This window comes from Luteimonas salinisoli, from assembly GCF_013425525.1.
GTDB lineage: Bacteria > Pseudomonadota > Gammaproteobacteria > Xanthomonadales > Xanthomonadaceae > Luteimonas > Luteimonas salinisoli.
Genome location: NZ_JACCKA010000045.1, coordinates 36,234 through 48,358 on the forward strand (window position 1 = coordinate 36,234; position 12,125 = coordinate 48,358).

General features: G+C 71.4%; 9 protein-coding genes. 7 read left to right on the forward strand and 2 right to left on the reverse strand.

Translation table 11 applies throughout. From position 1 onward, the window contains the following. Nucleotides 1-192: 192 nt before the first annotated feature. Both fdhD and H0E84_RS06370 read right to left on the reverse strand, forming a co-directional pair. Nucleotides 193-1,044 (reverse strand): formate dehydrogenase accessory sulfurtransferase FdhD, encoded by an 852-nt coding sequence (gene fdhD / locus H0E84_RS06365; protein ID WP_180677800.1) that lies wholly within the window; start codon nt 1,042-1,044, stop codon nt 193-195. A 277-nt stretch (nt 1,045-1,321) separates the two neighbouring features. After that, nucleotides 1,322-3,136, reverse strand: a complete 1,815-nt coding sequence (locus H0E84_RS06370; protein WP_180677801.1) for a DUF885 domain-containing protein — start codon at nt 3,134-3,136, stop codon at nt 1,322-1,324. Nucleotides 3,137-3,322: 186 nt separating this feature from the next. On the opposite strand from H0E84_RS06370, the gene H0E84_RS06375 reads away from it, so the two are divergent. The 7 genes from H0E84_RS06375 to H0E84_RS06405 form a co-directional block, all read left to right on the forward strand. Beyond that, complete coding sequence (locus H0E84_RS06375) at nt 3,323-4,954, forward strand: TldD/PmbA family protein (protein ID WP_180677802.1); 1,632 nt, start codon at nt 3,323-3,325, stop codon at nt 4,952-4,954. Nucleotides 4,955-5,132: 178 nt separating this feature from the next. Next, nucleotides 5,133-6,767 (forward strand): TldD/PmbA family protein, encoded by a 1,635-nt coding sequence (locus H0E84_RS06380; RefSeq protein WP_180677803.1) that lies wholly within the window; start codon nt 5,133-5,135, stop codon nt 6,765-6,767. Between the two features lie 25 nt (nt 6,768-6,792). After that, on the forward strand, nt 6,793-8,127 hold the full coding sequence (locus H0E84_RS06385) for a TldD/PmbA family protein (protein ID WP_180677804.1): 1,335 nt from the start codon (nt 6,793-6,795) through the stop codon (nt 8,125-8,127). A gap of 78 nt (nt 8,128-8,205) precedes the next feature. Continuing rightward, nucleotides 8,206-8,904: a DUF4159 domain-containing protein gene (locus H0E84_RS06390; RefSeq protein ID WP_180677805.1), complete on the forward strand. Its 699-nt coding sequence runs from the start codon at nt 8,206-8,208 to the stop codon at nt 8,902-8,904. Nucleotides 8,905-9,115: 211 nt separating this feature from the next. Next, nucleotides 9,116-10,114 carry an AAA family ATPase gene (locus tag H0E84_RS06395; protein ID WP_180677806.1) on the forward strand — a complete coding sequence of 333 codons (999 nt, stop codon included), beginning with the start codon at nt 9,116-9,118 and terminating at the stop codon, nt 10,112-10,114. Between the two features lie 12 nt (nt 10,115-10,126). Beyond that, nucleotides 10,127-11,020 carry a DUF58 domain-containing protein gene (locus tag H0E84_RS06400; RefSeq protein ID WP_345776282.1) on the forward strand — a complete coding sequence of 298 codons (894 nt, stop codon included), beginning with the start codon at nt 10,127-10,129 and terminating at the stop codon, nt 11,018-11,020. After that, the coding region (locus H0E84_RS06405) for a BatA domain-containing protein (RefSeq protein WP_180677807.1) at nt 11,017-12,125 on the forward strand (1,109 nt) is incomplete at its 3' end. The genes H0E84_RS06400 and H0E84_RS06405, both read left to right, overlap by 4 nt.

Here is a 12,125-nt window from a genome sequence, read left to right on the forward strand (position 1 = left end):
TCTTCGCTGCGCCGCGCGGCGCGCGGTCCCGGGTGGCCCGGTGTGCCGGTCAGCCCTCCTGCGCTGCCGAACTCGACCAGGGCGGGCAGGGGGCGGCCGGCGTCAGCGACAGCAGGGGCATGGGCGAGCCGGTCGGAAAGGTCAGGCAGCATGGTACGGCGCCGCTGGCCTTCTCGACCAGCCGCTGCGCGCTCATGCGGGTGCCCGGTCGCCCGCGTCGATGCGATGCGGATGCGTATAGACCGCATAGCCGTCCTCGCGCGCGAAACCGATCAGGGTGAGGTCGGCGCGCTCGGCCAGCGAGATCGCCAGCGCGGTCGGCGCCGAGATCGCGGCGAGCAGGGCGATGCCCGCGCCGGCCGCCTTCATCGCCATCTCGTAGCTGGCGCGGCTGGTGACCACGGCGAAACCGGCCTGCGGATCGTGGCTGCCGCGCAGCATGGCGCCGATCAGCTTGTCGAGCGCGTTATGGCGGCCGACGTCCTCGCGCAGCAGCAGGATCCGGCCGTCGGCATCGGCCCAGCCGGCGGCATGGGTGGCGCCGGTGCGGGCGTTCAGTGCCTGGCCCTCGCGCAGCTGCCGCAGCGCCGCGTACAGCGCGCGCTCGGCGATCGTCACCCCGGGGCCCACGGCGTCGGGCCGGCGCAGCGCCGCCTCCAGCAGTTCGCTGCCGCAGATGCCGCAGCCGCTGCGTCCGCTCAGGCTGCGCCGGCGCCGTTCCAGCGCCTGCGCGCGATGCCCTGGAATGCGCAGCCGGATCTCCACCCCTTCCAGCAGGTGCCCGACGTTCTCGATGCGCGCCTGGCCCGCGTCGGCGACGATGCCCTCGCTGATCGCGAAGCCGAGCGCGAAATCCTCCAGGTCGGCGGGCGTCGCCATCATCACCGCGAACGGCAGATCGTTGTAGACGAAGGCCACCGGCACCTCCTCGGCGACGTGGTCGTCGTAGCGGTGTTCGCCGTGCCCGCGGCGGCGCTGGACCGGGCGCAGCGCGCTGCCCGGCGGCGCCTGAAGGGGCGGGTCGTCGGGCGCAGCGGCGCTCACGGCCGGAGCGCGGCGGTCTGGTCGGGGAACGTCCTTCTCGTGCGCTTTCCCATCGGTCGTCGCCTCCGCGGAACAGGACCGGAGTCTAGTCGAGGGCGATGCATTCTCTCGGAGCGGCAGGCCCGAGGCCGCCCGGGCGCCAGCGAACGGCAGCGGATCGCGCCGCCGCGTCCGATCCGCGCCGCTGCGCGGCGGGATCGCGGGCGCGCCGCCAGTATCGCCCTTCTCGTGCGCCTGCGCTCGCCCCCGCACCGGCCCTGCCGGGGACTCGTGCCGGTCAGCCGATCGGCTCGTCCAGGATCAGCTGCCGCACGAAGCGCACCGGCGGGGCGCCCTTGGACAGCACCTCGTCGTGGTAGGCCTTGAGATCGAAGGCCTCGCCGCGCTGCTCCTCGACCGCGCGGCGCATGTCGAAATGCTCCTGGGCGCCGGCGAAGTAGGTCGGCAGCTGCGCCGAGGTGAGCTGGGCGCGCACCCACTTGCCGGCGGCCTCGCGCTCCTGCTGGAAGGTGGTGCGGACCATCAGCTCCATGGCCTGGTCGCGGTCCCAGCCGTCGACGTGCACGCCCTGGTCGAGGATCGCGTTGGCCACCCCCCGCAGGTAGAACTTCAGCTGCACCAGGCGGAACAGCGGGTCGCCGTCGAGGTAGCCCGCGTCGGCCATCATGTCCTCGGTGTACACCGCCCAGCCTTCGGCGAACGGGCCCGAGCGCAGCACCGCGCGCAGGGTGGAGGGGTGCTTCACCGAGTGCGCGCCCTCCAGGTAGTGGCCCGGCATCGCTTCGTGGATCGACAGCAGGTGGATCATGCGGTCGTTGTATTCGCGCAGGAACGACTCGCTCTGCTCGTCGCTCCAGTCGTCCGGGATCGGCGAGATCGCGTAGTAGGTGTCGAGGCCCTTGTCGAGCGGGCCGGGCGAGTCGCAATAGGCGACGGCTACGCCGCGCTGGAATTCCGGCATCAGGATGATCTGCACCGGGTCGTCCGGGACCGTCACCAGGTCGTGTTCGCGGGTGAAGGCGGTGGCCTGCGCCAGCGTCTCCTTGGCGAAGTCGACCACCTCGTCACGGCCCGGCTTCTCGGCATAGGCGAGCTCCAGCGCAGCCTCGATCGCCGCCTGACGCTGGTCGTCGTCGGGCTGATCGGGCATTTCCGGCGCGTCGGGCGCATCCTTCAGCACGCCGCGGGCGATCGTGTACATCTCGTCGCGGACGCGGGCGAGGTCGGCCTCGGCGCGCTGGCGGATCTCCTCCCGCGAGAGCTCGGAGTTCAGCGCGAAGCGCAGCTTCCGGTCGTAGCGCTCGGTGCCGATGCGGAAATCGCCGGCGGCGTTCGGCACCAGGGTGTCCTCCAGCCAGGACTGGTGCTCGGCCACCGCCTCGCGCAGGCCGGCGATGGCGGCGTCGAGGCGCTCACGCTCCGCGCCTTCCAGGCGACCCACGTTCGGAGTGATGAATTCGTCGACCAGGGTGAGGATGCCGAGGTTCTGCTGCGCCACGGTTTCGGCGTGGATCTTCGGCACCCGGGCCGGGTCGAGGTTCTCACGTGCCAGCGCGAACAGCGCCGGCAGCTTCTCCATGCGCGACGTGGCCGAGCGCAGGCGCTCGGGCAGCGGCGCGAACTCGCGCGCCATCAGGCCATAGATCGCGCCGCCGGCCAGGCTGTTGTAGAGCAGCGGATCCCAGGCCCAGGACTGCAGGGTCTCGGCGGTCCAGATCTCGCCCTCCAGCTGGTTGCGCAGGATCGCCGCGTCCACCTGGTTCTCGCGCGACAGGCGCGCGGCGTCGATGGCGTCCAGTTCGGCCAGCAGCCCGCGGGCCAGCTCCAGGGTGCGGGCGCGGCCTTCGGCGCTCAGGTCGTCGAGTTCGCCGTCGTAGCGGTGCTCGCCGATCTGCGTGGCGGACACCGGCGAGACTTCGAACCAGCTGTCGAGCGCACGCTGCGAGAGCTGCGCGAAGCGCGCGTCGGCGACGGCGTCCACCGCCGCATCGGCGGTGGAAGGCTGCCCGGCGGCGGGGCCGGTGGGCGCCTCGCTGCGCTGGCAGGCCGACAGCGCGGCGAGCAGGGCGAGGGCGAGCAGGCTATGGCGCATCTTGGGGCTCCGGTGACGGTCAGCCGGGCAGGATAGACGCGGGCAGGCGCCCGCGCATGTGCCGCAAGCCGTGGTTTACGGTCGCCGGAGCCACGGCAAGAATGCGGGGCGGCGGGCCCGCGCCGGATCGACCCGCCCGCGCGCCGGTCCCGCGCGCGCCAGCCGCGCATCATCGGGAGAATCCCCTTGCAACGACGCGATTTCCTCGTACTCGGCGGCCTCGGCCTGGGCGGGCTGGCGCTGCCGCCCTTCGGCCGCGTCATCGCCGCCGAGGACCTGCCGACGCGGCTCGACGTCGCATTCAAGAAGCGCCTGGCCGACGCCGCCCTGGCTGCGGCCACCGATGCCGGCGCCGGCTACTGCGACGTGCGCATCGGCCGCTACCTGAGCCAGTCGCTGATGACCCGCGAGGACAGGGTGGAGAACGTGGTCAGCACCGAGTCGACGGGCGTGGGCGTGCGGGTGATCGCCGACGGCGCCTGGGGCTTCGCCGCCACCAGCGCGCTCACCGAGGACGGCGTGGCGCAGGCGGCGCGCCAGGCCGCAGCCATCGCCAGGGCCAACGCGAAAATCCAGGCCGAGCCGGTGCGGCTGGCGCCGGTGCAGGGCGTGGGCGAGGTGGCATGGCATACGCCGGTACGCCGCAACGCCATGGAAGTGCCGGTGGCGGAGAAGATCGAGCTGCTGCTCGGGGTCAACGCCGCGGCGATGGCCGCCGGCGCCGACTTCGTCGCCTCGCGGATGTTCCTGGTCAACGAACAGAAATATTTCGCCAGCACCGACGGCTCCTACATCGACCAGGACGTGCACCGGATCTGGGCGCCGTTCACCGTCACCGCCATCGACAAGCAGAGCGGGAAGTTCCGCACCCGCGACGGGCTCGCCTCGCCGATGGGACTGGGCTACGAATACCTCGACGGCGACGCGGCCGGACGGGTGGAGCTGCCCGGCGGCGCGGTGGCCTACACCACCTCCTACGACATGCGCGAGGATGCGGTGGCCGCGGCGCGGCAGGCGCGCGAGAAACTGAAGGCGCCGTCGGTCAAGCCCGGCAGGTACGACCTGGTGCTCGATCCCACCAACCTGTTCCTGACCATCCACGAGAACGTCGGGCACCCGCTGGAACTGGACCGCGTGCTCGGCTACGAGGCCAACTACGCCGGCACCAGCTTCGCCACCCTGGACAAGCGCGAGCAGGGCTATCGCTACGGCAGCGAGCGGGTGAACTTCTTCGCCGACCGCGTGCAGCCCGGCAGCCTGGGCGCGGTGGGCTACGACGACGAGGGGGTGAAGACCGGGCGCTGGGATCTGGTGCGCGACGGGGTGCTGGTCGACTACCAGGCCACCCGCGACCAGGCCCACATCCTCGGCCACGAGCGCTCGCACGGCTGCAGCTACGCCGACTCCTGGGCGAGCGTGCAGTTCCAGCGCATGCCGAACGTGTCGCTGGCGCCGGGCCGCGAACCGCTGGACCCGGCCGGCATGATCGCAGGCGTGGAGAACGGCATCTACATTCTCGGCCGCGGCTCCTACTCGATCGACCAGCAGCGCTACAACGCGCAGTTCGGCGGCCAGCTGTTCTACGAGATCAAGGACGGCGAGATCGCCGGGATGGTCGAGGACGTGGCCTACCAGATCCGCACTCCGGAGTTCTGGGGCGCCTGCTCGGCGATCTGCGACGACGGCGATTTCCGCCTCGGCGGCTCGTTCTTCGACGGCAAGGGCCAGCCCAGCCAGGTGTCGGCGGTCTCGCACGGCTCGTCCACCACCCGCTTCGACGGCGTCAACGTCATCAACACGGCGCGCAGCCTGGGATAGGGTGGGGCGATGCCCGGCACGAGCGATGTTTCGCGCCGCGTCTATGCCAAAAGTCATTTGACGCTCCTCCGGCTGGCGGCAAGAATCGAAGGGTCATGCCGACAGCCGTCGCGCGTGCGTCCGCAACCCATTCAGCCCGGCCGGCAACGCGCCGCGGCGCCATCACGGGAGAGCTGCCTTGCAACGACGTGACTTCCTGGCCCTCGGCGGCCTCGGACTGGGCGGCCTGGTCCTGCCCTCGTACTTCGGCAAGGCGATCGCCGCCGAGGAGCTGCTGACGACCTTCGATCCGGCGCTCAAGAAGCGCCTGGCCGATGCCGCGCTGAACGCGGCCACCGGCGACGGCGCCAGCTACTGCGACGTGCGCATCGGCCGCTACCTGCGCCAGTTCGTGATGACCCGCGAGGACAAGGTGCAGAACGTGGTCAACACCGAATCCATTGGCGCGGGCGTGCGGGTGATCGCCGGCGGCGCCTGGGGCTTCGCCGCCACCAGCACGCTCACCGAGGACGGCGTGGCGCAGGCGGCGCGCCAGGCCACGGCTATCGCCAAGGCCAACGCCAGGATCCAGACCGAGCCGGTACGGCTGGCGCCGGTCGAGGGCGTCGGCGAGGTGTCCTGGCGCACGCCGATCAGGAAGAATTCGATGGAAGTGCCGCTCAAGGACAAGGTCGACCTGCTGCTCGGCGTCAACGCCGCGGCGATGGGCGCCGGCGCCAGCTTCGTCAACTCGATGCTGTTCCTGGTCAACGAGCAGAAGTACTTCGCCAGCACCGACGGCTCCTACATCGACCAGGACGTGCACCGGATCTGGGCGCCGATGACGGTGACCGCGATCGACAAGGACAGCGGCAAGTTCCGCACCCGCGCCGGCCTGTCGGCGCCGATGGGCATGGGCTACGAGTACCTCGACGGCGCCGCCTCGGGCAAGGCGGTGCTGCCCAACGGCGTGATCAGCTACGGCATGTCCTACGACATGCGCGAGGACGCCGTGGCCGCGGCGAAGCAGGCGCAGGAAAAGCTGAAGGCACCCTCGGTCAAGCCGGGCCGGTACGACCTGGTGCTGGATCCGTCGCACACCTGGCTGACCATCCACGAGTCCATCGGCCATCCGCTGGAACTCGACCGCGTGCTCGGCTACGAGGCCAACTACGCCGGCACCAGCTTCGCCACCCTGGACAAGCGCGAGGAACGCTTCCAGTACGGCAGCGACATCGTCACCGTGTTCGCCGACAAGGTGCAGCCCGGCAGCCTCGGCGCGGTGGGCTACGACGACGAGGGCGTCAAGACCAAGCGCTGGGACCTGATCGCCGCCGGCAAGCTGGTCGACTACCAGACCATCCGCGACCAGGCGCACATCCTCGGCAAGTCCGAGTCGGACGGCTGCTGCTACGCCGACTCGTGGTCGAGCGTGCAGTTCCAGCGCATGCCGAACGTGTCGCTGGCACCCGGCAAGGACAAGCTGAGCGTCGCCGACATGGTCAAGGACGTCGAGAACGGCATCTACATCGTCGGCGACGGTTCGTTCTCGATCGACCAGCAGCGCTACAACGCGCAGTTCGGCGGCCAGCTGTTCTACGAGATCAAGGACGGCGAGATCGCCGGCATGATCGAGGACGTCGCCTACCAGATCCGCACCCCGGAGTTCTGGAACGCCTGCGCGGCGATCTGCGACGAGAGCGACTACCGGCTCGGCGGCTCGTTCTTCGACGGCAAGGGCCAGCCCAGCCAGGTGTCGGCGGTCTCGCACGGCTCGTCCACCGCGCGCTTCAACGGCATCAACGTGATCAACACCGCCCGCTCGCTCGGCTGACCGGCGCCCAGGAGATTCCAAGCACATGACCATCTTCACCGAAGAGCAAGCCAAGGCCATCCTCGACAAGGTCATCGCCCTGTCGACGGCCGACGAGTGCACCGCCACGCTGTCCGGATCGATCGACGGCAACATCCGCTTCGCGCTCAACAACGTCTCCACCAGCGGCATCGTCACCGACGCCGAACTCGGCGTGCAGGTGGCGTTCGGCCGGCGCGTGGGCATCGCCACGGTCAACGAGTTCGACGATGCCGCGCTCGAGCGCGTGGTGCGCCGCGCCGAGGACCTGGCGCGCCTCGCACCGGAGAACCCCGAGTTCATGCCGGCGATCGAGAAGCAGGAATACCGGCCCACCCCCACCTTCAGCGAGTCCACCGCTGCGATCACCCCGGAGTTCCGCGCCCAGGTAGCGGCCGATTCGATCGCCCCGTGCCGCGAGGAGAACCTGGTCGCCGCGGGGTTCCTGGACGACGGCCGGGGCTTCCAGGCCTTCGCCAACAGCAACGGCAATTTCGGCTACCAGAGGGTCACCAACTTCAACTACACCTGCACGGTCCGCACCGAGGACGGTCGGGGTTCCGGCTGGGTGGGGCGTAATCTCAAGGACGCCAGCGACTTCCGTGCCGACCGCGACATCCGCGTGGCCATGCGCAAGGCCAGCGAGTCGGCCGAGGCGCAGGCGCTCGAGCCGGGCAAGTACACGGTGATCCTGGAGCCCGCGGCCGCGGCCGGCCTGGTGTCCTTCATGATGCGCTTCTTCGACGCGCGCACCGCCGACGAGGGCCGCAGCTTCCTGTCCAAGAGGGGCGGCGGCAACAAGCTCGGCGAGCAGGTCTACGACCCGCGGGTCAACATCGTCGCCGATCCGTGGCACGCCGACGCCCCGGTGATGCCTTGGGACGACGACGGCCTGCCGCGCGAGCGCATGCCGATCATCGAGGACGGCAAGGTGGTGGCGCTGGACTATTCGCGCTTCTGGGCCAAGGAGCAGGGCAAGCGCGCGGTCGGTCGCCCCGGAAACCTGTTGATGGCCGGCGGCGACAAGTCCACCGCCGAGCTGATCGCCGGCACCCAGCGCGGCATCCTGGTCACCCGTACCTGGTACATCCGAATGGTCGACCCGCAGACGGTGCTGCTGACCGGGTTGACCCGCGACGGCACCTTCTACATCGAGAACGGCGAGCTCAAGTATCCGGTGAAGAACTTCCGCTTCAACGAGTCGCCGGTGATCATGCTCAACAACATCGAGGAACTGGGTCGCCCGGTGCGCGTGGCCGGCGACGAGTCCAGCTTCGTGATGATGCTGCCGCCGATGAAGCTGCGCGACTTCACCTTCACCTCGCTGTCGGACGCGGTGTAGCGATGCGCTGCGCGAGCCCGTGCTCCTAGGGTCCCGCCGCCTTCCCCGTGCCCGGGGAAGGCGCGGTCCGGGGGGCGCATGAATCGCGCCGGGTTCCTGCGGTTGGCGCTGGGCGCGGCGGCGTTCGCCGCGCTGCCGCGCCCGCTGCGCGCCGCCGCCGCGTACGACTTCTGGTTCACGCGGTTGCGCTACGACTCCGGCAACTGGGACGTCGACGCACGCATGCCCTCCAACGTCGTCACCGCGCTGATCGACTACACCAACCTGCGCGTCGATCCCGAGGAGCGGGTAGTGGACCTGGCCGACCCGGCGATGCTCGAAGCGCCGTTCTGCTACCTGGCCGGACACAAGCTGGTCGAGTTCAACCCGGCCGAGCGCCGCAACTTCGAACGCTACGTGCGCAGCGGCGGCTTCGTCTTCGCCGACGACTGCAACCACGACATCGATGGCCTGTTCGCGAAGTCGTTCGAGGCGCAGATGGCGTCGGTCTTCGGGCCGCGCGCGCTGCGCAAGCTGCCCAACGACCACGCCCTGTACCGCAGCTTCTTCCGCTTTCCGGACGGCCCGCCCGCCACCAGCTTCGAACTCAACGGCTGGGGCGACGACCTGGTGCACGACTACCTCAAGGGCATCGAGATCGACGGCCGCCTCGGCGTGCTCTACAGCAACAAGGACTATGGCTGCGAATGGGATTACGACTGGCGCAACAAGCGCTTCCTGGCCGAGGACAACACGAAGTTCGCGGTCAACATCGTCATGTACGCGCTGACCGCATGAGCCCGCCCCCGTCGTAGAGCGGAGCTTGCTCCGCTGCTGCAGGCTCCGAAGCCTCGCGTAGAGCGGAGCTTGCTCCGCTGCTTTTCGGCTTCGGAGCCCGCGCAGCCGAGCAAGCTCGGCTCTACAGGGGGCTCCGGGGCCTAAGCGGCCGGGGGAGCCGGGTTGTGGCGGCTGCACCACGAACCTTCTTTACGATTCCACAGGCCACTCCATGACCGACACCGTTTCAGAATCCGACCTCCAGGCGCGCATCTCCCGCCTCGCCCCGCTGCGCGACGCGATCGGCCAGGCCGTGGTCGGCCAGGCGGAGGTGGTCGAGCAGCTGCTGATCGGCCTGCTCGCCGGTGGCCACTGCCTGCTCGAGGGGGTGCCCGGACTCGGCAAGACCCTGCTGGTGCGCACGCTGGGGCAGGCGCTGGCGCTCGATTTCCACCGCGTGCAGTTCACCCCGGACCTGATGCCCAGCGATATCCTCGGCACCGAACTGCTGGAAGAGGACCACGGCACCGGGCACCGCCACTTCCGCTTCCAGCAGGGGCCGGTGTTCACCAACCTGCTGCTGGCGGACGAGCTCAACCGCACTCCGCCCAAGACCCAGGCCGCGTTGCTGGAGGCGATGCAGGAGCGCACCGTGAGCTACGCCGGCGTCACCCACGACCTGCCGTCGCCGTTCTTCGTGCTGGCCACCCAGAACCCGATCGAGCAGGCCGGCACCTATCCGTTGCCGGAGGCGCAGCTGGACCGCTTCCTGCTGCAGATCCGCGTCGACTATCCGGACGAGGGCGAGGAGCGCGCGATCCTGGCGCAGACGACCGGCGCGAAGATCCCGCAGGTGCCGCAGGTGATGGAAGGCGACGAGGTGCTGGCGCTGCAGGCGCTGGTGCGCGAGGTGCACGTCGGCGACGAACTGCTGACATGGATCACCCGCCTGGTACGCGCCAGCCGGCCCGGTGAGGGGGCGCCGGACGCGGTGCGCCGCTTCGTGCGCTGGGGCGCGGGCCCGCGCGCAGGACAGTCGCTGGTGCTGGCGGCCAAGGCGCGCGCGCTGCTGCACGGCCGCCTCGCCGCCACCCGCGAGGACGTGCTGGCGCTGGCGGCGCCGGTGATGCGCCATCGCCTGCTGCTGTCGTTCGCCGCCGAGGCGGAGCAGGCCGACGCAGACGCGGTGATCGCCGCGCTGCTGCGCGACGTGCCGTTCCCCGACGCCTGACCGGCCGGCGCCGTGTACGACCCCGTCCCGCCCGAGGTCCGCGCCCGGCTGCGCGCGCTGCGAATCCTGCCGCGCCGCGCGGCCGGCCGCCGCGGCATCGGCATGCACCATAGCCGCAGCCGCGGCGCGGGCCTGGAGTTCGCTCAGTACCGTGCCTACGAGCCGGGCGACGAACCGCGCCAGATCGACTGGAAGCTGTACGCGCGCAGCGACCGCTTCTTCGTGCGCGAGGCCGAGCGCGAGAGCCCGCTGACGGTCTGGGTGCTGCTCGATGCCAGCGCGTCGATGGTGCAGGCCGACGGCGCGCGGCCGGACTGGACGCGGCTCGATGCGGCCAGGGCGCTGGCCGCCTGCATCGCCGAAGTGGCGATGGCGCAGGGCGATGTCTGCGGACTGGTGGCGCTGCGCGCCGCCGGGCTGCAGCTGGTGCCGCCCGGATCGGGTCCGCGCCAGCGCGACCGCCTGCTGCTGGTCCTGCATGAGCTCGCCGCGGAGGGTGGATTTCCCGACCCGCAGCGGCTGGCGCCGCTGTGGGAGCGGGTCGCGCCCGACGATCTGGTGGTGCTGCTCGGGGACTGCTTCGACGAGGACTGCATCGCCCTGGCCGAACGCCTGGCCGCGGCGCGGCGCGAGGTGCTGGCGATCCAGCTGCTGACGGTGGAGGAACGGGATTTCCCGTTCCGCGACGGCCGCCGCTTCATCGACCCCGAGACCGGCGAGGAGCTGCTCGGCGACGGCGCCGCGCTGCGCGCGGAGTTCCTGGAACGCTTCGGCGCGGCGCGGCGCGCGCTGCGGTCGCGCTTCGACGCGGCCGGCATCCGCCATGCCGAATACGTGCTCGACCGGCCGCTCGACGAGCCGCTGCGGCGGCTGTTCGGTGCCGGACGCGATCCGGGGGGCGCATGAGCTTCGGCCTGCTGTTGCCCGCGGCGCTGGCGGCCCTGGCGGCGCTGCTGTTGCCGCTGGCGATCCACCTGGCGCGCCGCAGCGAGCAGCGCCCGACCGCGTTCGCCGCGCTGCGCTGGCTGCGCCGGCGGCCGAAACCGCGGCAGCGCCTTCGCTTCGACGAATGGCCGCTGCTGCTGCTGCGCCTGCTGCTGCTGGCGCTGCTGGTGCTGTGGCTGGCGCGGCCGGTGCTGTACGGCGCGCCGGCAGCGGCGCGCTGGATCGTCGCGGCGCCCGGCATCGAGCCGGCGGCGCTGGCCGCCGCCGCCGAGGACGGCGAGGAGATCCAGCGGCGGTGGCTGGCGCCCGGCTTCCCGCCGCTGGCCGAGCCGGAGCCGGACGGTCCGCTGCCGCTGAGCAGCCTGCTGCGCCAGCTCGACGCCGGGCTGCCCGCGGAGGTCGCCCTCACCGTGCTCGTGCCCGAACGGATCCAGGGCGTCGACGCCGAGCGCCCGAGGCTATCCCGCGTGGTGGATTGGCAGGTACTGCCGGGCGCGATGCCGGCGTCCGCGCCGCCCGGGCCGCCGGCGCTGGCGGTGCGGCATGCCGCGGAACGCGCACCGGCGCTGCGCTATCTGCGCGCGGCCGCGCAGGCCTGGCAGGACACCGACGGGGCGCAGCCACGCTTCGATGCCGGCGGCGTGGACGTCGCGTTGCCGGCGGCGGACCGGACCCTGGTATGGCTGGTGCCGGGGCCGCTGCCGGACGAGGTGCGGCGCTGGATCGATGCCGGCGGTACCGCCCTGCTCGATGCCGCGGCGACGCTCGAAGAAGGCCCGGCGCTGCGGCCGCTGTGGCGCGACGATCTGGGCATGACGCTGGCCGAGGGCGGCGCGTTGGGGCGCGGGCGGCTGCTGCGCCTGACCCGGGCGCTGGAGCCGGCGGCGATGCCGCAGTTGCTGGAGGCGGCGTTCCCGCAGCAGCTGCGCGCGCTGCTCGAGCCGCCGCCGGCGCCGGCGCGCGCACGCGCTGCCGACCATGCGCCCGAGACCGGCATGGCCGCCTGGGCGCAGCCGCCGCGCGAGCTGCAGCCCTGGTGGGCGGTGCTGGCGGTGCTGCTGCTGCT

Coding starts and splice junctions, on each gene's coding strand:
- H0E84_RS06385 (WP_180677804.1), top strand. CDS start 6,793: ATGACCATCTTCACCGAAGAGCAAGCCAAGGCCATCCTCGACAAGGTC.
- H0E84_RS06370 (WP_180677801.1), bottom strand. CDS start 3,136: ATGCGCCATAGCCTGCTCGCCCTCGCCCTGCTCGCCGCGCTGTCGGCC.
- H0E84_RS06395 (WP_180677806.1), top strand. CDS start 9,116: ATGACCGACACCGTTTCAGAATCCGACCTCCAGGCGCGCATCTCCCGC.
- H0E84_RS06390 (WP_180677805.1), top strand. CDS start 8,206: ATGAATCGCGCCGGGTTCCTGCGGTTGGCGCTGGGCGCGGCGGCGTTC.